A 20,723-nucleotide genomic window follows, 5' to 3' on the forward strand; every position below is an offset into this window, starting at 1 on the left:
ATTCGGTTAGCCATAGCATTATAGAAAAGCTACAGAAATTTTTAGAAAAAATCCAAAATATGGAAGACCTTTAAAAATTAAATTATAAACAGATAACAAATTAAAGTGATAACCCAAAAAATAGAGCATACTAGATAAATCAAAATAGTTTAATAAAAGAAAACAGAATGTAAAAAAGAAAAGTGACATAAAAGGAGTTATTATCATGAATTATGAAAATGATTATCCAAAATAAAAAGATAAAGAAAATAGTTTGCAAGATGAAATAACTGGTCTTTTTATCCTACCTATAAGGAATGAAGGAGAGAGCGAAGGAATGGAATGAGAGTAAAGAAATGGGAACATACGTCAGCTAAAAATATTCCTGATTTTGTAGAAGAAATTCTTTCTTATCTATAAAGAATTAAACTGTTTTTTTCTATCCTACAGATAAACAAATGGAAGAAGGACAAAGAAATAGAAAATTCAATTGTTCTTTTTCACTTCATAGTAAAGAAATAATAACAATCCAATATATTTATAAATATTTAAATATTTATCTTCTTTCTAATTTACATTTAAAAATGAAAGAAGTATTAGAAAATGAGCAAGTGTATGAAAGAATGAAGGAAGAAGTAAATATAGAAGGTTGATGACATAAATGGCTGGCAATTATTTTTTCCTCGAATATAACCGTAGGCGCATTAACAGCAATAGTTCTCAATTTGTTGATGCCTGAAACAAAAAACAAAAAGAAAAATCAATAAATAGAAATATTAATGATTAGAGACGAATATTCAGAATTATTCTTGTTTAAAAGGGAAATAGGTAATAAATAGAAATTTAACAATTAAGTTTGAAAGTGCTATAATTATCATTTAATAAAGGATATTAGTTGTTAATATATAGTTGTTCTTTTCATTATTACAATATGATTGGAGGAAAAGTATGATTGATTTATCAGTAAAAAAAGAAGGTTTAGAAAAAGTTATTGAAAGAGCTAAAGAAAAGAATATCATAATTCCTACATTTTCACAGATGAGAAACCCAGAATTAATTCCCAATAAAATAAAGGCAAAATTAAAAGATGTTGGTTTGTGGGATATTAATTCTTTAAATTTGTTTAGAATAACTTGGAAAAATGAACCTGTTTCAAAAGGTGGGTTATATGGAAACGTTAATTATTTTGAATTACCTTCCGAGTTGACTGGAGTTAAGGCTCGTGTAGTAGCTTTGGTGGGAAAATGGTTTCCGACTGGAGCTCATAAGGTTGGAGCTACTTTTGGATGTTTGGTTCCAAGGTTAGTTACAGGACAATTTGATCCTACTAGCCAAAAGGCTGTATGGCCTTCAACCGGTAATTATTGTAGAGGAGGGGCATACAACGCTAATCTTTTAGCGTGTGAGTCAATTGCAATATTACCAAAAGGGATGAGTAAAGAAAGATTTGAATGGCTTAAAAAAGTAGCGGGTGAGGTTATAGGTACACCAGGTAGTGAGAGTAATGTTAAGGAGATTTTTGATAAATGTAAAGAATTAAAAGAAAAATACGGTGATGAAATAGTTATTTTCAATCAGTTTGATGAGATTGGGAATCGTTTATGGCACCATGAAGTTACTGGTCATGCAATGGAAGAGGTTTTAAATGAAATTATGAGTAGTAAAGATAGATTAGCAGGTTCAGTTTTTACTTCAGGTTCTTCTGGAACATTAGGTTCTGGAGAATATTTAAAAGAGGTATTCCCAAACAGCAAATTAGGTGTTGGGGAAGCTTTACAATGTCCTACATTGTTAAACAATGGTTTTGGAGCGCATAGAATTGAGGGAATTGGGGATAAACATGTTCCATGGATTCATAATGTGAAAAATACTGATATGGTTATAGCTATAGACGATGAAGATACAATGAGTTTGGTAAGGCTTTTTAACGAACCTGCTGGTAAAAAGTTTTTAAAGGCTCAGGGTATAGATGAAAAGGTAGTAGAAAATTTGAACTTACTTGGAATATCTTCAATTGCTAATACTCTTTCAGCAATTAAATTTGCTAAATATTATGAACTTACAGAACACGATGTTGTAATGACAGTTTTTACTGATTCAATGGAACTTTATGGTTCGAGATTAGAAGAAATGAGAGAAGAATACGGCGAATACGACGAGCATCAAGCTGCTATTGACTATTACCAACATCTAATTGGTATTAAAACAGATAATATGCAAGAGCTTAATTATTACGACAAGAAAAGAATTCATAATCTAAAATACTATACTTGGATAGAACAACAGAATAAAGATTTGAATGAGCTCAATGCACAATGGTATGAGGCTGATGAATATTGGGGTGGCATGCGAGAAACTGCAAACAAGATTGATGAACTTATTAACGAGTTTAATAAAAAGACCGGCTTATTGGAGGAAATAAATTGAAGTATGTAAAAAATCTAGTTTGTATCAGTTGTGGAGAAAGTTATGAAGCTTCTCCAACTCAATATCTATGTCCTAATTGTGGAGAAAAAGGTATTCTTGATGTTCAGTACGATTATGAAAAAATTAAAAAAGAATGGTCAAAAAAGGATTTAGCTAGTAACAATGATCCCACCATTTGGCGTTACACTCCTTTATTGCCTATAGAACCTAATAGTGTTAAACCTCCTTTGAGAGTAGGAAATACTCCAGTTTATGAAAGCAAAGCGATGGCAAAAGAATTAGGAGTATCTACTCTTTATATAAAAGATGATGGGCTTAATCCTACCGGATCTCTTAAAGATAGAGCGTCATCTATAGCTGTTGTAAAGGCACAGGAAGCGAGAATTAATGTTGTAGCCTGTGCCTCTACAGGTAACGCAGCTTCTTCCTTAGCAGGAAATATAGCTTCAATGGGGAACGAAATGAGAGCTGTGATATTTGTTCCCGAACGAGCTCCAATAGGTAAAGTTACTCAACTTTTAATATACGGGGCATTAGTTATTTCAGTAAAAGGTTCATACGAAGAAACTTTTTATTTATCAGAAGAGGCGATAAATAAATGGGGATGGTACAATAGAAATGCTGCTATAAATCCATATTTAGTTGAAGGTAAAAAAACGTCTTCGATAGAATTTGCTGAACAGTTGAATTGGAATATGCCTGATTGGTTGGTTTATTCGGTGGGGGATGGTTGTACTATTGCTGGTGCATGGAAAGGAGTTTACGATTTAAAACAGATAGGGTTTATAGATAAAGTTCCAAAATTGTTAGGAGTTCAAGCAGAAGGGTGTGCACCTATTACAAAAGCTTACAAAAGTGGGAATGATTTGATAGTTGAAAAAGAAAATACTTTAGCTGATAGTATAGCTGTTGGGAAGCCTAGAAATTATATCAAAGCAATTAAAGCTGTGAAGCAATCCAAAGGTGATATGGTTAACGTTAGTGATAATGAAATATTAAATATGATGAAAGTTTTAGGTAAAAAGACTGGGATTTTTGGAGAACCTGCAGGTGTAGCTGGCGTTGCAGGAATAAAACAAGCAGTAGAAAAAGATATTATCAAACCTTATGAATCTGTTGGTGTGGTAATTACAGGTAATGGTTTAAAAGATATAAAAAATGCTCAGAAATCTGTTGGAGAGCCTTTAAGAGTTAGTACAAATATAAATGAATTATATAATTTATTAAATGAATATTTTTAATTTTTATTCTATTTAATACTTGAACGATGTGTTTATTTTCATAACTAAAAGGAGACATACAAATAATGAATTATAAAGAAATTTTAGCGAAAGCAAAAGATTATAAAAAAGATATATCAAAGTTTCTTAGAGATATGATCGCTATTCCGAGTGAGAGCGGCAAAGAAAAAGATGTTATTTTAAGAATTAAAGAAGAAATGGAAAAAGTTGGTTTTGATAAAGTTGAGATTGATCCCATGGGTAATATTCTAGGTTACTTAGGACATGGGAAACACCTTATAGCTATGGATGCTCATATTGATACTGTGGGGATAGGGGATATTAACCTTTGGCGATACGATCCATACAAAGGATACGAAGACGATGAAATTATCATTGGAAGAGGTGCTAGTGACCAAGAGGGTGGCATGGCTTCTATGGTTTATGCAGCAAGAATCATAAAAGATTTAGGTTTGGAAGATGATTATACTTTACTTGTAACAGGTACAGTACAAGAAGAAGATTGTGATGGGCTTTGTTGGCAATATATAATTAATGAAGATAAGATTAAACCAGAATTTGTAGTTATTACAGAGCCTACTTCTTGTAATATATATCGTGGGCAAAGAGGAAGAATGGAAATTAAAGTTTCTACTCACGGAGTAAGTTGTCACGGTTCTGCTCCAGAAAGAGGAGATAACGCCATTTATAAAATGGCTGATATTATTAACGAATTAAAGGTTTTACATACATGCTTAAAGAATGACAATTTTTTGGGAAAAGGTAGTTTAACAGTCTCTGAGATTTTCTTTTCGTCTCCTTCTAGATGCGCAGTTGCAGATGGATGCTCAATATCAATAGATAGAAGATTAACTTGGGGAGAAAGTTGGCAAGGTGCAATAGAAGAGATTAAAAATCTGCCTTCTTCAAAAGGATATAATGCGGATGTAGAATTATATACTTATGAAAAGCCTTCTTACACGGGTTTAATATATCCAACTGAGTCATACTTTCCAGCATGGGTTTTGGAAGAGGATCATCCAGCTTGTCAAACATTAGTAAAAGCTTATGGGAATTTATTTGATGAGAATCCTTTAGTTGATAAATGGACTTTTTCTACAAATGCCGTTTCAATTATGGGAAGATATGGTATACCTTGTGTTGGATTTGGGCCCGGACATGAAGATCAAGCTCATGCCCCAAATGAAAAAACTTGGAAAAGCGAACTAGTCAAAGCAACTGCTATGTATGCAACAATTCCAAAATTATATGTACAGAATTTTTCATAAAAATATTAGAAAGAGGGTATGATTTTTGCTTATTAAAAACGGAATAGTCGTAACCTCAAAAAATTGTGAGCAAAAGGATATAAGAATTAAGGCTGAAAAGATAGTAGAAATTAATTATAATTTATCTCCTTTTTTAGATGAAGAGGTTATTGATGCAAAGGGTAAATATGTGATACCTGGTGTAATAGATAGTCATACTCACTTTAGCCTCCATTCCAGAGGAACAACAAGCATAGATGATTTTTATTCTGGAGGAGTATCAGCTTCACTAGGAGGCGTTACTACTCATATCGATTTTGCCGATATTGAAGATGGTTCTTTGATGAAAGGTCTAGAAAGTAGATTGGAAGAAACTGTTAATTCTGTTATAGATTTTCATTTTCACATAGTAATAGACGACAAATTCAATCCTATTAAAGATGATGCTCAGTTACAGGAGATCAAAGATTTTGGAATATCTAGTTTAAAGGCTTTCACAACGTACAAAGGGTTGTATATGATTTCTGAAGATAAATGGGAACCTCTTTTTATAAAAGCCAAAGAAAACGAATTAATCGTAGCAATACATTGTGAAGATGACGAAATAATTCAAAGAAATGTTGAAGAGTTCAAAAAAGAAAAGAAGTTAGGAGTTCAATACCATCCTGATATTAGGCCTTCTATAGCAGAAGCTGAAGCTATAAGGAAGGTGTGTGAAATTGCAAAAAAGGTTAAAGCAACTATATATATAGTACATCTTTCTTCAAAAGAAGGATATGAAACAGTAAAAGCTTTTAAAAGCAAAGATTTTGATTTGTTAGTAGAAACTACTCCTCATTATCTTTTATTAACTAAAGATAAGTTAAAAGGTTCAGATGGACGGTTGTATTTGATGACTCCCCCTTTGAGAGAAAAAGAGGATAACGAAGCTCTTTGGCAAGGCATTAGAGAAAATGTTATTGATGTTGTAGCAACAGATCATTGTGCATATAGTAAAAAGCAAAAATTAATGGGAACAGATTCACTGGATATTTTCCCGGGTATACCCGGAGTTGAAACACTTCTTCCATTGGTTTATACATATGGAGTAAAAAATGGTCTTTTTTCAATAAATAAGATGGTTGAACTTTTATCAACAAACCCTGCAAAGATATTCAAACTTTTTCCTAAAAAAGGTGTGATAGAAAAGGGTTCAGATGCAGATTTGATTATATTTGATCCCAGTATCAAAGAAATATTAAACGATAAAAATGCCCATTCTAATGCCGGTTACAATCCTTTTAACGGATTCGAGGTCGAAGGTATGCCCGTAACTACGATTTTAAGAGGAAAAGTAATAGTAAAAGATAGAGAGTTTGTTGGTGAAAAAGGGTATGGAAAGTTTGTAAAAGCAGAATTTTGAGAAGTTATAAAATTATATATATCGGAGGAATGGACTATGAATACATTATTTAGAGGTAAAGATTTCATTTCAACACAAGATTGGAGTAGAGAAGAATTAGAAACTGTGTTTGAAGTTTCTAAGGAACTTAAAAAGAGATTTGCAATGGGTGAAGTAACAGATCATTTATTAAGAGCAAAAACTGTATTCATGCTTTTCTTCGAACAATCAACAAGGACGCGTAATTCTATTGAAGCTGGTATAACCCAGTTAGGTGGTCACGCCCACGATCTCACACCCGATAAAATGCAACTTTCACATGGTGAGTCTGCTAAAGATACTGCAATTGTTTTAAGTAGATTTGGCCATGGTATAGCTATTAGAAATTGTTTCTTTGGCATCGGAAATAAATATTTAAGAGATGTAGCAAAGTATGCAGATGTGCCCGTTATTAGTCTCCAAGATGATATTTATCATCCTTTACAAGGATTAGCTGACCTATTCACCATAAAAGAAAAAGTCGGAGATAACCTTCAAAACGTTAAAGTAACTGTATCTTGGGCTTATGCTACTTCTCATGCTAAACCACTTTCAGTCCCACAAACTCAAGCACTTCTCTTTACTAGATATGGCATGGATGTTACTATAGCTCATCCAAAAGAATTCCCTTTAATGCCAGAAATTATTGAGCAAGCTAAAGAAAACGCTGAAAAGTACAATGGTAGTATTAAATTTACAAACGATATGGATGAAGCGTTTGAAGGGGCTCAAATAGTTATTCCAAAAAATTGGGGAGGATTTTTAGGGGTCGAAGATCCTGATTCAGAAGAAGGCAAAAAGGCAATGAAAGCAAATCTAGAAAAGTATAAAGATTGGATTTGTGATGAAAGAAGAATGACACTTGCTGATAAAAACGTTTTATATATGCATGCTATGCCCGCTGATAGGGGAAAAGAAGTAACAGATTCTGTTATAGATGGTCCTCATTCTATTATATATGATGAAGCTGAAAATCGGTTACATACTGCTAAAGCAATTATGGCTTTAACAATGGGGGGAAGACCGTAGTTTATAGTGGAGGTGATTAATTATTTTTAAATTCGTTAATAAACCAATTAAAAGAGTCGATGCTTACGAAAAGGTCACTGGAAAAGCAAAATTTGCAGATGATTTGGAGTTTGCTAATATGCTCTATGCTAAAGTACTAAGGACTAAATATCCATCTGCTAAAATTCTTAACATTAATGTTGATAAGGCTTGGGAAGTAGCTGGAGTTAAGTCAGTTATTACAGCAAAGGATGTCCCAAATAATAGATTCGGAGTTATAGTACCAGATCAACAAGTTTTTGCTCAAGATAGGGTGTTTTACATAGGAGATGGAATAGCTGCAGTTGCAGCTGAAAGCATAGAAGCAGCTGAAAAAGCAGTAGAACATATTGAGGTTGAGTATGAAGAACTTCCTGGGGTCTTTGATCAATTAGAAGCTAGAAACACAGCTCCCATACACCCCGAGAAGAGTAGTAATGAAGTTGTGCATCATAAGTTGAGAAAAGGTAACGTGGAAGAAGGTTTTAATAATTCTGATATTATTCTTGAAAGGGAATATGAAACACAATTTATCGAACATGCTTACTTAGAACCAGAGGTTGTAATAGCTGTGCCTTATGAAAACAATAGTTTAGTCACTATATATGGTTCAGTACAAAATCCTTTTGCATGTAGAAATGCAGTTGCGGCTGTGTTGAAAGTTGGTTATAACCAGGTTAGAGTGATCCAAAATCATATTGGAGGTTCTTTTGGAGGGAAAGATGAAGTTATCTCTTCAATGGCTGCTCGAGCCGCAGTTTTGGCTTTAAAAACTAATAGACCAGTTAAATTAAAGAATTCTAGGGAAGATTCTATAATTGAGAGTTATAAAAGACATCCTTACAAAATGAAATACAAAGTAGGTGTCACAAAAGAGGGGAAAATAAAAGCAATGGAGATAGAAGCTGTTGCAGATAGTGGTGGTTACGCATGTCAGACCCCATTTGTGACATGGAGATCAGTTGTTCAGGCAACAGGACCTTACGAGATTCCTAATGTGAAAACTGATACTTATGGATATTATACAAATAATGTTTATACTGGAGCTATGCGTGGTTATGGTTCACCACAAGTTATATTTGCCCAGGAATCTCTTATGGACGAATTAGCAAAAGAGTTAGGAATGAATCCTTTAGAGTTCAGATTAAAAAACATATTTAGAGATAATTCTATTACTGCAAGTGGACAATTGCTTAATAATCATAAGGTGAGTCTTGAAGAGGTTATTAAAAAAGCATCTGCTAAAATTGATTTCATGAATAAATACAATAAATATAGTAACGAACAAAATAGTGATAAAAGAAAAGGAATAGGCATGGCCGTTAGTTATCGAGGAGTTAGTTTGGGGGCAGAAGCTGTAGATGCTGCAGGCGTTGTTTTATCTATTCAAAAAGATGGTTCAGTTTATTTTTATAGTGGATTGGCTGAAAATGGGCAAGGTTTGAAAACCGCCTATACTCAGATCATATCTGAAGAGTTAGGAATTAACATTGATAAGATAAATTTCTTAATAGTCGATACTTTAATTTCTCCGGATAGCGGTTCTACTGTTGCATCTAGAGCTACTTTGGTAGGAGGAAATGCAACAATCGACGCAGCAAAAAGATTAAAGAAAAAACTAACAGAATTTTTAATTGAAAAACATAACTTGTCTTGTTCGGAATTATTTTTTAGAGATAACAACATTTATCTTCCAGACGGAGAAAAATTAATTTCTTTCGGTGAAGCTGCTACTCAAGCTTATAACTCAGGTGTTTTTCTCTCTACTTACGGTTGGTACAAATCTCCTCAAATTAGCTGGGATGAAAAATCTGGGCAAGGAAAACCTTATTTTACTTATGTTTATGGGTGCCAAATAGCGGAGGTAGAAGTAGATACAGGAACTGGTGAGATTAAGGTTCTAAATATGGTTGCAGCTCATGATGTAGGAAGAGCTATAAATCCTGCAGGTGTTTTAGGGCAAATTTATGGCGGAATTATGATGAGTTTAGGGTACGGAATTATGGAAGAAGTAGATATAGAAGAAGGTTATATTAACAATACAAATTTTGATGAATATTTGATTCCCAACGCTAAAGATATGCCAAATATATATCCTATAATTGTTGAAAATCCTGATCCCGTTGGACCATACGGCGCGAAATCCATTGGAGAGCCAACTTTAGAGTTAGGAGCAGCTGCTATCTCTAACGCAGTAGCACAAGCTATTGGTAGAAGAATTAGATCACTGCCTTTGAATTTAGAAAAAGTTCTCATTGGCCGCTCTCTTAAAAAAGGAAGGAAGAAAAAATGATTGAATACGAATTTTTGAAAGCAGAGTATTTAGGAAATGCTTTAAAAATATTAGATAGTTATAAAAACGTTAAGTTATTAGCTGGAGGTACAGACATACTTGTAGATATTCATAAGAAAAGTAAACGATTAGGTGAGTTTAACTATATCTTGGATATTTCTAATATTAAAGAATTAAAATATATAGAAGAAACTAACCAAACAGTAGAAATAGGGCCGTTATGCACACATACAATGTTAATAGAATCAGAATTAATAAGTAATCTGTATCCGTTTTTGGTTACTGCAGCCAAAACAATTGGTTCTCCACAAATTAGAAACAGAGGAACTGTGGGAGGCAATATCTCTAACGCTTCGCCAGCTGCAGATCTCGTTCCTCCTTTAATAGCTTTAGAAACTCAATTAGAATTGAGTTCTGTTGAAGGGAAGCGCTTTGTTCCTTTAGAAAAGTATATAATTGGACCTTATAAAACATCTCAAAATCCCGATGAATTAATTACAAAAATAATAATCCCAAAGATTGATAAAGAATATTTTGGTGTTTTTTTGAAGATAGGAAGGAGAAGAGCTGTAAACATTGCAAGGCTTAACTTAGCGATTCTTGCAAAAGTAAAACAAAATATAATCGAGGATATTAGAATAGTACCTGGTTCAGCTACTCCATATCCAGTAAGATTTACTAATTTAGAACAAGAAATAACAGGTAAAAGAATTGATCAAATAATTATAGAAAAGATTACACCTAAGATATCTGAAGAAATGATTTCAATTACAGGTGAGAGATGGTCTACTCCTTATAAAAAACCTGCCTTGGAAGCTCTGTTTAAACGTGGAATGGAAAGCATATTCGCTGTGTTTAACAATTAGAGGAGGAAGATTCAATGAATAAAATTAGCGTTACTTTTTATGTTAATGGGAAAAAAGAGGTTCTTGAAGTAACACCAAAAGAAAGACTTTTAGATACTTTAAGAGATCAGCTAAAATTAAAAAGTGTCAAAGAAGGTTGTGATGTTGGAGAATGTGGGGCTTGCACTGTAATACTTAATGGCGAAGCTGTTCATTCTTGTTTAGTATTAACTGCTCAACTCGATGGAGATGAGGTGTATACCACAGAAAGTTTAGAAAAAGACGGACTATTGGATCCCCTTCAGCAAGCTTTTATAGACCACCAAGCTATACAGTGTGGCTTTTGTACCCCTGGTATTCTTATGTCGTCAAAGGCTCTATTAAATAAGAATCCCAATCCTACAAGAGAAGAAATTAAAACAGCTATAGAAGGTAATTTGTGTAGATGTACTGGTTATGAACAAATTATACAAGCTATTGAAAGTGTCAGCGAAAAAACTAAGTAGTAGGTGATTATATGTCTAATATTTTAATAAAGAATGTAAAAAGTATCGTTACGATGAATGAAAATAGAGAAATATTAAAAGGATATTCTATACTTATAAAAGGAAATAAAATAGAGAAAATAGGTAAGGATATAGATATAAGTGATGAAAAATTGGATGAAATAATTGACGGTTCAAACAGTTATGTTTACCCCGGATTAATCAATACGCACCACCATTTTTATCAAACTTTAACTAGGAATATTCCTCAAGTTCAAAATGTTGAGCTATTTGATTGGTTAAAGTTTTTGTATCCAATATGGGCGAAAGTATCTCCCCAGGCAGTTTATTATAGTACACTTGTTGCTGCAGGAGAGCTTTTGAAAACTGGATGTACTACCTCTGTCGACCATTTTTACGTTTTTCCAAAAGATCAACCGCCTGATTTGCTAGACAATGAATTTAAAGCAGCCAAAGATATAGGAATAAGATTGCATGCGAGTAGAGGGAGTATGTCTTTGAGTGAAAAAGGCGGTGGACTACCTCCTGACTCGGTAGTTCAAACTGAGAGAGAAATTTTAGAAGATTCTCAAAGAGTGATAGAAAAATTCCATGATCCTTCTGTTTATTCTATGAATAGAGTGATTCTTGCCCCCTGTTCTCCTTTTTCAGTAACCAAAGAGTTGCTTGAGGAATCAATAAAATTAGCTCGCCACTACAACGTTTCCAGTCATACGCATTTAGCTGAAACTAAAGATGAAGAGCGATTCTGTTTAGATAAATTTGGCTTGCGACCTCTTGAATATATGGAAAGTTTAGGATGGACAGGACCAGATGTTTGGTATGCACACGGTGTTCATTTCACCGAGAAAGAAATAGATAAACTTGCTTCAACAAAAACTGGAGTAGCACATTGCCCTGTTTCAAATCAAAAATTAGCTTCAGGAGCTGCTAAAATTCCTTATATGTTAAATAAAGGCGTTAGATTAGGGCTCGCAGTTGATGGAAGTGCTAGTAATGATTCATCAAATATGATTTTAGAGATGAAAATTGGTTTTTTGATGAATCGTTTGATACACGGGATTAAAAGTATAACTGCCGAAGATATTTTGTACATGGCAACAGTGGGAGGAAGCCAATTAATTAACCAACCCGAATTGGGTAGTTTAGAAGAAGGAAAAGCTGCTGATTTATTTTTAGTTAATTGTAACAGACTAGGATACACTGGAGGACTTTACGACCCTATTTCTCTTTTAATTAACACAGGAGATACGCAGATCGTAGACATAACCATAGTTAACGGTGAAATTGTAGTTAAACAAGGACAACTTGTTAATGTAGATGAAAGAAAGATAATCGAAGAAGCAAACCGAATATCAAAAGCTATGGTTGAATAAGGAGGTCTTTAATGCTGCTTTTAACCAACGCTAAGATTTTAACTTTTGATGAGAATATGACAATTATCGAAGATGGAGCAATTTTTATCGAAAATGGAACGATCAAAGACATTGGGAATACTGAAGAGTTAGAAATGAAATACCCTGATGCTGTTTTTAAGAATGTTAAGAATAAGATAGTAATGCCAGGACTAATAAATACTCACACGCATTTATACAGCACATTTGCCAGAGGTATGGATTTAAAAGATAAACCACCATCAAATTTTGTGGAAATTTTAAAAAAATTGTGGTGGCGTTTGGATAATACTTTAAATGAAAAAGATATATATTATAGTGCTCTTTTTGCTATATGCGAATGTATCAGAAATGGTGTGACAACTATTTTCGACCATCATGCTAGTTATAACTATATCGATGGAAGTTTAGATATTATTGCAGATGCTGTTAAAAGATGTGGAATTAGAGCTAATTTATCATATGAAATATCAGATAGACATGGTAAAGAAAAATCACAAGCTGCAATTAAAGAAAATGAAAGGTTCATAAGAAAAGTACAACTTATTAAAAACAGTCATTTAAAGGGTCTGATAGGATTACATGCTTCTTTTACTTTAGAGGACGAAACACTTAAAACAGTTTCTGAATTATCTCAAGAATTGAACATTCCTATTCACGTTCATGTTGCAGAAGGGATTCAAGATTACCAAGACAGTGTAAAAAGAGGGTACAACGGAGTAATAGATAGATTAAATAGATTTAATATCTTAAATCCCGGATCTTTGCTCGTTCATGGGGTTCACATACAAAAAGAAGAAATTGATGCCTTAAAAAGAAGCGGTTCATATTTAATTCATAACCCTGAATCAAATATGAACAACGCTGTAGGAGCCTCGCCCATTAAAAGCTTTATTGAAAATAATATCGTTACAGGTTTAGGAACAGATGCATATACACACGATATGTTTGAGAGTATAAAAATGGCGAATTTACTATATAAACATGAATCAAAAGATCCAAGAGTTGGATGGAACGAAGTTTACGATATGGCTTTTATTAATAATAAAAAGATAGCAAGCAGGTTTTTTGACAAAAAATTAGGTTCAATTGAAAAAGGATTACCTGCAGATTTAATAGTTGTTGATTATTCTTCTCCAACACCAATTGAAAAAGAAAATGTCTTTGCCCATATTTTATTTGGAATGAATGGGTCTATGGTACAAACAGTTCTCGTTGATGGGAAAATACTTATGGATAATCGGGAGGTGACTTTTTTAGATTATGAACAATTACGAAGAAAAACTCAAAAACAAGCAAGAGACTTCTGGAAAAGATTTTAAAGAATACTTTTCCCCCAGCAACATTCAAGATGCAGTAGAATTACTTAGCGAATATGGTTCAGATATTAGAATTATAGCAGGTGGAACAGATATTCTTGTAGAATATTTTGATAAGTTGTACGAAATTGAACGATGGCTTGACCTTAAAAATATTGAACAGATGAAAAAAATAGAAGTAAAGAATGACGTTATAGAAGTTGGCTCACTTGTTACACATGCTCAAATTGAAAAATCCGATACAATTAGAGAATACTTACCCGTTTTAAATGCAGCTGCTTGGGATGTAGGTTCACCCCAAATCAGAAATCGTGGAACTATTGGTGGCAATATTTGCACTTCTTCTCCTGCGGGAGACTTATTGGCTCCACTTATTGCTTATGATGCTATTTTTAGATTGGTTTCTAAAAACAATACAAGAGACATAACCGCTGAAGATTTTTTCGTTGGTCCAAAAAGAAACGTTCTTCAAAATGATGAGATACTTTACAAAATTATTATCCCTATTCCTAAGAAAAATAGCTATGGAAAATGGATTAAAGTTGGAAAAAGAAAGGCTTTAATTATTTCAAGTATTACTCTTGCTTTTGTAATTTCCTTTGACAATGAAAACAGAATAGAAAAAGTTCGATGTTGCCTTGGTTCAGTTGCCCCAACTCCTATTTCTATAAAACAGATTGAGAAGATAATGTTGAATAAGAAATTAAGCGACATAGAGTATGAAAATATTGGAAGAATGGTTTCAGAAAACATTTCCCCTATTGATGATATTAGAGGTACTAAAGAGTATCGACGTGAAGTAGCAAAAAGAATTACTATCAATGCTTTGGAAGAAATAGAAAGGATGGTGAGGGTAGGTTGAAAATATCCATAACTGTAAATGGAGAAGTAAGAAATCCTGAAGTAAGTTCGACTACCCGTTTGTTAGATTTGTTAAGAGATGATCTAAAGCTAACTGGGACTAAAGAAGGTTGTGGAAAAGGAGAATGCGGGGCTTGCACAGTTATAATGAATGGTGAACTAGTTACTTCCTGTTTAGTTTTAGCTTATCAAGCTGATGGAGCAGAAATTATAACAATTGAAGGATTAGGATTTGAAGATAAGATTGATCCCATTCAAGAAGCGTATATCGAAACCGGCGCAGTTCAATGCGGATTCTGTACTCCAGGGTTCATCATTTCAACTAAAAAGTTGTTAGAAGAGAATCCTAATCCTACCGATGAAGAGATCAGAAGGGGACTTTCAGGAAATATATGTAGATGTACAGGATATCAAAAGATTATAGACGCAGTGAAATTAGCCTCTAAAAAGTTAGAAAAGATTAAAAGAGGTGAGAAAGTTGAAGCCAAATAAGTATGTAGGTGAGAACGTTTTTAAGGTAGATGCGCAAGATAAAGTTACAGGAAAAGCCCTTTATCCTGATGATATATATTTTGAAGATATGCTTTATGTAAAAGTCAAAAGGGCGACTCATCCCCATGCAATTCTTCAAAAATTAGATGTTAGTAGGGCAGAAGCTCTACCAGGAGTTGTAAAAGTAATTACAAAAAAAGATTTTCCTAATTTAAACAAATTTGGATTGATTGTAAAAGATCAACCTGTTTTAGTTGGAATAGGCGAGAAAATGAGGTTCATGGGTGATGCCCTTGCAATAGTAATTGCTAAAAGTAAAGAAATTGCTAATAGAGCTGTAAAATTGATAAAGGTTGAAGTAAAAGAGTTAGAAGTGATCTCAAATCCCTTTAGAGCGATGGAAAGCGATGCCCCAAAAATTCATGAAGAAGGAAATATATTGCTTACTCATTATTTAAACAAAGGAGACATCGAAAAAGGATTCAAAGAATCTGATGTAGTAATAGAAAAAGAGTATAAAACTCAGCATATAGATCAGCTGCCACTGCAGGTAGAATCAGGAGTTGCCATGTATGATGAGAAGAATGGGGTTGTTACTATCTGGGCTGCGACTCAGTGGCTTCATGATAGCCAAGCAGATATTGCTCAATCACTTAATTTACCAAAAGAAAAAATAAGACTTATCCAACCAGTAATTGGTGGAGCTTTTGGAAGAAAAGAAGACATATCTGTTCATATTCATTTGGCCTTAGCTGCAATGGTAACTAAAAGACCTGTTAAATTGACTTACACAAGAGAAGAGTCGATGACAGCTCAGTCAAAAAGACACCCAATATATATTAAAGCAAAAACTGGTGCAACCAAAGATGGGAAGTTAAAAGCTTGGAAAGTTGAAGTTGTTGGAGATACAGGCGCTTATGCATCAAGTGGACCTGCCGTAGTTCACAAAGGAATGTACCATTGTACAGGGCCTTACGACGTTCCAAACGTAAAGGGTGTTGCTTACACTGTTTATACAAATAACACCTATGGTGGAGCTATGAGAGGCTTTGGAACAACTCAATTGGCATTTGCTTATGAATCTCAAATGAATATCCTTGCTGAAGAATTACGCATGGATCCAGTTGAACTTAGATTAAAGAATGCATATAGAATTGGCTCTACGACACCTAACGGTCAAAAATTAATCCAAAGTGTTAACGTTGTTAAAACGATCGAAGAAGCTGCAAAACTCTCCAAAGAAAAAGAAGGTGTTTTGTATGAAGAAAAAAGGTAGAGGCATGGCGACTATAATGTTTGGTTATGGATATGGTGAAGGATTTCCTGATTACTCTCATGCAAGTATAGAGTTAACTGATGATGAAAAGATTTTAGTTAAAACTGCCGCTGCCGATGTTGGACAGGGAGTGCTTACTGTTATTACTCAAGTAGCAGCTGAAGTTTTGAAAGTAGATATAAATAAAGTAAAAGTAATTCAAGGAGACACTCATAAAACTAAAAATTCTGGTTCCACATCAGCAACACGTCAAACAACTTTTAGTGGAAATGCTGTAAAAATGGCCAGTGAAGATTTGCTTGGAAAAATATATTATTATACAAGTTTAGAGTTTAAAAGTAATTATCCTGAATTAGGGATTAAAGATGGAACAGTTTTTTTAAATGAAAATCCAGATAAAAAAATCAGCATATGGGAGCTTAAAAAGTTAGTTGAAAATAAAGGTGAAAGCTTAAAAGGCGAGGCTACATATTTCCCACCCACATATGCACCTAATCCTGAAAATGGACAATCTGATTTGTTGTATGTTGCATATACTTTTATGACCCAAATTATAGACGTTGAAGTTGACACTGTTACAGGAGTTGTCGAAGTGAAAGATGTTTATACCGCTCTTGATTGTGGTAAAGCAATAAATCCAATCAACGTAGAAGGCCAAATAGAAGGTGGCACAGCTCAAGGTATAGGTATGGCCCTTATGGAAGAAACGGTGATAAAAGAAGGTATAACACTAAACCCTAATATGACTGGTTACCTTGTTCCAACTTCACTGGATGTTCCAAAATTTCACTCTATTTTAGTTGAAAACGAAGATTCAATTGGCCCTTTTGGAGCTAAAGGTATAGGCGAACCAACAACCATTGCTGCATCTCCAGCGATAGCGGATGCAATTTATAACGCAATAGGAGTAAGGTTTTATGAATTACCTATAACTCCTGAAAAAATTATCGCTGCTTTAAAGGAAAAAGAAAACTGTGATTAACAATATATTTTTAACTGGTAGAATCGGAGTTGGAAAAACAACCATTATAAAAAAGGTTTTAAAGAAATTGAAACCGAAAATCGGAGGCTTTACGGTTTATAAAGAGGGAGAAATATTTAATTGGAATGCTTTTTATCTAATCGAAGGTAGTTATTTAATCGATGAAAAAATTGTTTTAAATTTATCTGAAGAGAATAGATTCGCATTTCGAAAAGAGAATTATTCTAAGTGGATAGTTAATACAAAAGCCTTTGAAGAAGTTGGTGTGAGATTACTTTCTCCATCAAATTTTGTTGACATTATTATAATGGACGAATTAGGTAGATTTGAATTGAATGCTTTTGAATTTCAAAAAAAGGTGTATTCTCTATTAGATTCTAAAATTCCTGTTTTAGGTGTCATAAAAGATGAATCAAATGAGTTTCTTGATAAAATTCGTAATAGAACAGATGTAGAAATTTTTAAAATTACCCAAGAGAATAGAGAGAACAAATATGAAGATATATATAATTTAGTTAAAAATTTAATAAGTTATCAAAAATCTTTTTGAGGAAGTGATTGCATGGCTAATATATCTGTTAATCTTTTGAGAATGTTATTAAAAAATCCAGTTATGCCCGCGGCAGGTCCTCCTATTAGAAATGGTGAAGCTGCTCATAGAGCAAAAGAAGGTGGAGCTGGGGCTATAGTCACTAAAACCGTTTCCGTTGAAGCAGCAAAAGTTCCAAAACCTAATATGGCTCAAGTTAAAGGTGGTTTTATAAACACGGAATTATGGTCCGAACTTCCTTTAGAAAAATGGATAGAAAAAGAGTATCCAAAAGTAGTTGAAACTGGATTGCCTGTAATTATTGGAGTAGGATATACCGCTGAAGAAATTAGGGAAGTTATTCCAAGAATAGAAAAATTTGCAGATTGTTTTGAATTATCAACTCATTATTTAGGTAGCGATCCAACCCCTATGATTAACAGCATCAAAGCTGCTAAAGAGTCAACTAATCTTCCTGTAATGGTTAAATTAAGCCCACAGATTGATATCCCCACATTTTCTAAAGAAGCTGAAAAAGCTGGCGCAGATGGGATTGTACTGATAAATTCTTTTGGTCCAACATTGGATATAGATTTGGAAACTGGACGAGCCTTACTAGGTAGTAAAAATGGTTATGGTTGGCTTTCAGGACAAGCGATCTTTCCTTTGGCACTTAAATCTGTCTTTGAAGCAGTAAAATCTGTTAATATTCCAGTCATTGGTGTAGGAGGTATAAGTACCGCTAAAGAGGCCATAAAGATGATTATGGCAGGCGCTCAAGCTGTTCAGGTATGTACGGCAGCTATTTTAAATGGACCACAAATATATGGGAAAATATCTAAAGGCATTGAAGAGTTTCTCGATAGTCATGGTTACAACTCTTTAGATGAAATTAGAGGGATTGCCCAACAGAATATTATTGATCATCCAAGGTATGAGTTAGTAATACCTAAAGTGGATGATGAAAAGTGTACAGAATGTGGTCTTTGCTTAAAAAGTTGTGTGTACGATGCAATACATTTGGTTAAATCACTTCATAGTGTAAGAATTGATGAAGATAAATGCGAAGGATGCGGTTTGTGTGTCTCCAGATGCAATTTCAATGCCTTAACTATCTGAGATATACGGAAGGAGACTACTTTTTATGTCTAATAAGAACCTTTTGCCTGTTGCTTTAGGAAAAGAAAAGGCAGATATTGTTTTTAAAAATGGGAAAATAATCGACGTTTTTAATGAAAGAATTATTGAAGAAGACTTGGCTGTTTCGAATGGAAAAATTATTGGTTGGGGTAATTATTCTGGAGTTAAAGAAATTGATTTAAATGGGAAATACATTTCTCCTGGTTTTATTGATGCTCATTTGCATTTAGAAAGCACAATGGTTTCCGTTGAAGAGTTTGCTAAGACAGTCATTCCCTTAGGAACATTAACGATTGTTGCAGATCCCCATGAAATTGCAAACGTTGCAGGAGAGATAGGTGTTGAATATTTTCTTAATTTAGGGAAAAATTTACCTTGGAATTTTAATTTAATGATTCCTTCCTGTGTTCCCGTAACTCCTTTTGATAATTCAGGCGCCGTTTTAGATGCTTTAAAGATAAAAGAAATGTTATCAAAAAATCAATTCTTTGGTTTAGGAGAGGTAATGGATTTCGAAGGTATTATAAATGGCCAAGATTATATATGGGATAAGATAGAGTTGATGCAAAATTATTTTATCGATGGGCATGCGCCAAAATTAAAAGATAAATTATTAAATGCATATCTTTTGGCGGGTATTCGAGCGGACCACGAAACAACAACTTCACAAGAGGCTTTAGAAAAAGTTTCTAAAGGTTTGTATGTAATGGTAAGAGAAGGGTCGGTTACAAGGGATTTAGAAAGTATATTACCAGCAATAAACGACTCTAATGTTAGCTATTTTCTATTTGCAACAGATGATAGGCATCCTGAAGATTTATTATCAGAAGGACATATTAATTTCATGATTAAAAAAGCCATAAGTTTGGGGATGAATCCTTTAAGAGCAATTAGGCTTGCAACAATTAATGCGGCTAAAGCCCTCGGAATCAATTATTTAGGAGCTATTGCCCCTGGTTATCAAGCGGATTTAATTATTGTAGAAAATTTGAATGATCTAACTATAAAGGAAGTTTATAAAGATGGAATGTTGGTAGCAAAAGAGGGAAAGTTTCTTTTTTCTATAAATAGCGGTAATTCTTCTAAGCCAGAACCGGTATTTAATTCTATTAAAATTCCTAAAATTAAAGAAAATGATTTTCATATGCCACAAGGTGAAACATATAGAATCATGAGTTTAATAAAAGATCAGATAGTTACTAAATTAGATTTTTTTTCTCCAAAATCCGAATTATATGAAGATGAATTAATAAAAAATGGGATAAATAAAATTGCAGTTGTCGAAAGGTACCAGAAAAATGGTAAAATAGGACTAGGCTTATTAAAAGAATTTAATTTAAAATCAGGTGCAATTGCTAGCTCAATAGCTCATGATTCTCATAATATCATAGTTATAGGGAGCAATTCTTACGATATGAAAGTCGCTGTTGAAAAAATATCAGAACTTCATGGTGGAATCGTTGTAACTAAAGATGGGAACGTGCTAGATTTTTTACCGTTACCGGTTGGAGGATTAGTTTCTGAAGAACCTATTGAATATGTTTCACAAAAGTTGAAAGATCTAAGAAAAATTGTCTATGATTTAGGTGTAAAGATTCAAAGTCCATTTATGACTTTAGCTTTTATGGGTTTACCAGTTGTTCCAGAACTTAAAATTACTTGCGAAGGGTTGTACGATGTTGTAAACCATTCTTTCGTAAGTTTGGTGTTAGAATAAACATTCCA

18 protein-coding genes are annotated in these 20,723 nt (G+C 33.6%); all 18 read left to right on the forward strand.

Annotated elements, in window-relative coordinates; genetic code table 11:
* The first annotated feature begins 437 nt into the window (after positions 1 to 437).
* The 18 genes from AA81_RS10745 to ade all read left to right on the forward strand — a co-directional run bounded on the left by AA81_RS10745 (position 438) and on the right by ade (position 20,715).
* Positions 438 to 632, forward strand: a complete 195-nt coding sequence (locus AA81_RS10745) for a hypothetical protein (RefSeq protein WP_103898978.1) — start codon at positions 438 to 440, stop codon at positions 630 to 632.
* Positions 633 to 927: 295 nt separating this feature from the next.
* Positions 928 to 2,406 carry a pyridoxal-phosphate dependent enzyme gene (locus tag AA81_RS10750; protein WP_103898979.1) on the forward strand — a complete coding sequence of 493 codons (1,479 nt, stop codon included), beginning with the start codon at positions 928 to 930 and terminating at the stop codon, positions 2,404 to 2,406.
* A complete protein-coding gene (locus tag AA81_RS10755) occupies positions 2,403 to 3,647 on the forward strand; it encodes a threonine synthase (protein WP_169999749.1) in 1,245 nt (414 codons plus the stop codon). Before AA81_RS10750 ends, AA81_RS10755 begins: the two co-directional genes overlap by 4 nt.
* Before the next feature lie 65 nt (positions 3,648 to 3,712).
* A complete protein-coding gene (locus AA81_RS10760) occupies positions 3,713 to 4,915 on the forward strand; it encodes a YgeY family selenium metabolism-linked hydrolase (protein WP_169999751.1) in 1,203 nt (400 codons plus the stop codon).
* Between the two features lie 25 nt (positions 4,916 to 4,940).
* A complete protein-coding gene (gene hydA, locus AA81_RS10765) occupies positions 4,941 to 6,296 on the forward strand; it encodes a dihydropyrimidinase (protein WP_103898982.1) in 1,356 nt (451 codons plus the stop codon).
* 36 nt (positions 6,297 to 6,332) lie between these two features.
* A complete protein-coding gene (locus tag AA81_RS10770; protein ID WP_103898983.1) occupies positions 6,333 to 7,343 on the forward strand; it encodes an ornithine carbamoyltransferase in 1,011 nt (336 codons plus the stop codon).
* Between the two features lie 46 nt (positions 7,344 to 7,389).
* Positions 7,390 to 9,654, forward strand: a complete 2,265-nt coding sequence (locus AA81_RS10775) for a xanthine dehydrogenase family protein molybdopterin-binding subunit (protein ID WP_281256301.1) — start codon at positions 7,390 to 7,392, stop codon at positions 9,652 to 9,654.
* Positions 9,651 to 10,520 (forward strand): FAD binding domain-containing protein, encoded by an 870-nt coding sequence (locus tag AA81_RS10780; RefSeq protein WP_103898985.1) that lies wholly within the window; start codon positions 9,651 to 9,653, stop codon positions 10,518 to 10,520. The genes AA81_RS10775 and AA81_RS10780 overlap by 4 nt, the downstream gene beginning before the upstream one ends.
* A gap of 14 nt (positions 10,521 to 10,534) precedes the next feature.
* Positions 10,535 to 11,005: a (2Fe-2S)-binding protein gene (locus tag AA81_RS10785; RefSeq protein WP_103898986.1), complete on the forward strand. Its 471-nt coding sequence runs from the start codon at positions 10,535 to 10,537 to the stop codon at positions 11,003 to 11,005.
* Between the two features lie 11 nt (positions 11,006 to 11,016).
* Positions 11,017 to 12,381 (forward strand): 8-oxoguanine deaminase, encoded by a 1,365-nt coding sequence (locus AA81_RS10790; protein ID WP_103898987.1) that lies wholly within the window; start codon positions 11,017 to 11,019, stop codon positions 12,379 to 12,381.
* Between the two features lie 11 nt (positions 12,382 to 12,392).
* Complete coding sequence (gene ssnA, locus AA81_RS10795; protein ID WP_103898988.1) at positions 12,393 to 13,721, forward strand: putative aminohydrolase SsnA; 1,329 nt, start codon at positions 12,393 to 12,395, stop codon at positions 13,719 to 13,721.
* Positions 13,663 to 14,580, forward strand: coding sequence for an FAD binding domain-containing protein (locus tag AA81_RS10800; protein WP_103898989.1), 918 nt, complete (start codon positions 13,663 to 13,665; stop codon positions 14,578 to 14,580). Before ssnA ends, AA81_RS10800 begins: the two co-directional genes overlap by 59 nt.
* A complete protein-coding gene (locus AA81_RS10805) occupies positions 14,577 to 15,071 on the forward strand; it encodes a (2Fe-2S)-binding protein (protein ID WP_103898990.1) in 495 nt (164 codons plus the stop codon). Before AA81_RS10800 ends, AA81_RS10805 begins: the two co-directional genes overlap by 4 nt.
* Entirely contained in the window at positions 15,058 to 16,347 is a 1,290-nt protein-coding gene (locus tag AA81_RS14790) for a xanthine dehydrogenase family protein molybdopterin-binding subunit (protein WP_103898991.1), read from the forward strand. Before AA81_RS10805 ends, AA81_RS14790 begins: the two co-directional genes overlap by 14 nt.
* Positions 16,331 to 17,329 carry a xanthine dehydrogenase family protein molybdopterin-binding subunit gene (locus AA81_RS14795; RefSeq protein WP_103898992.1) on the forward strand — a complete coding sequence of 333 codons (999 nt, stop codon included), beginning with the start codon at positions 16,331 to 16,333 and terminating at the stop codon, positions 17,327 to 17,329. Before AA81_RS14790 ends, AA81_RS14795 begins: the two co-directional genes overlap by 17 nt.
* Positions 17,322 to 17,879: a nucleoside-triphosphatase gene (locus AA81_RS10820; RefSeq protein WP_103898993.1), complete on the forward strand. Its 558-nt coding sequence runs from the start codon at positions 17,322 to 17,324 to the stop codon at positions 17,877 to 17,879. The genes AA81_RS14795 and AA81_RS10820 overlap by 8 nt, the downstream gene beginning before the upstream one ends.
* 12 nt (positions 17,880 to 17,891) lie before the next feature.
* Positions 17,892 to 18,977 (forward strand): 4Fe-4S binding protein, encoded by a 1,086-nt coding sequence (locus tag AA81_RS10825; protein WP_103898994.1) that lies wholly within the window; start codon positions 17,892 to 17,894, stop codon positions 18,975 to 18,977.
* Between the two features lie 25 nt (positions 18,978 to 19,002).
* Entirely contained in the window at positions 19,003 to 20,715 is a 1,713-nt protein-coding gene (ade, locus tag AA81_RS10830; RefSeq protein ID WP_103898995.1) for an adenine deaminase, read from the forward strand.
* Positions 20,716 to 20,723: the final 8 nt, after the last annotated feature.

This window comes from Petrotoga halophila DSM 16923, from assembly GCF_002924615.1.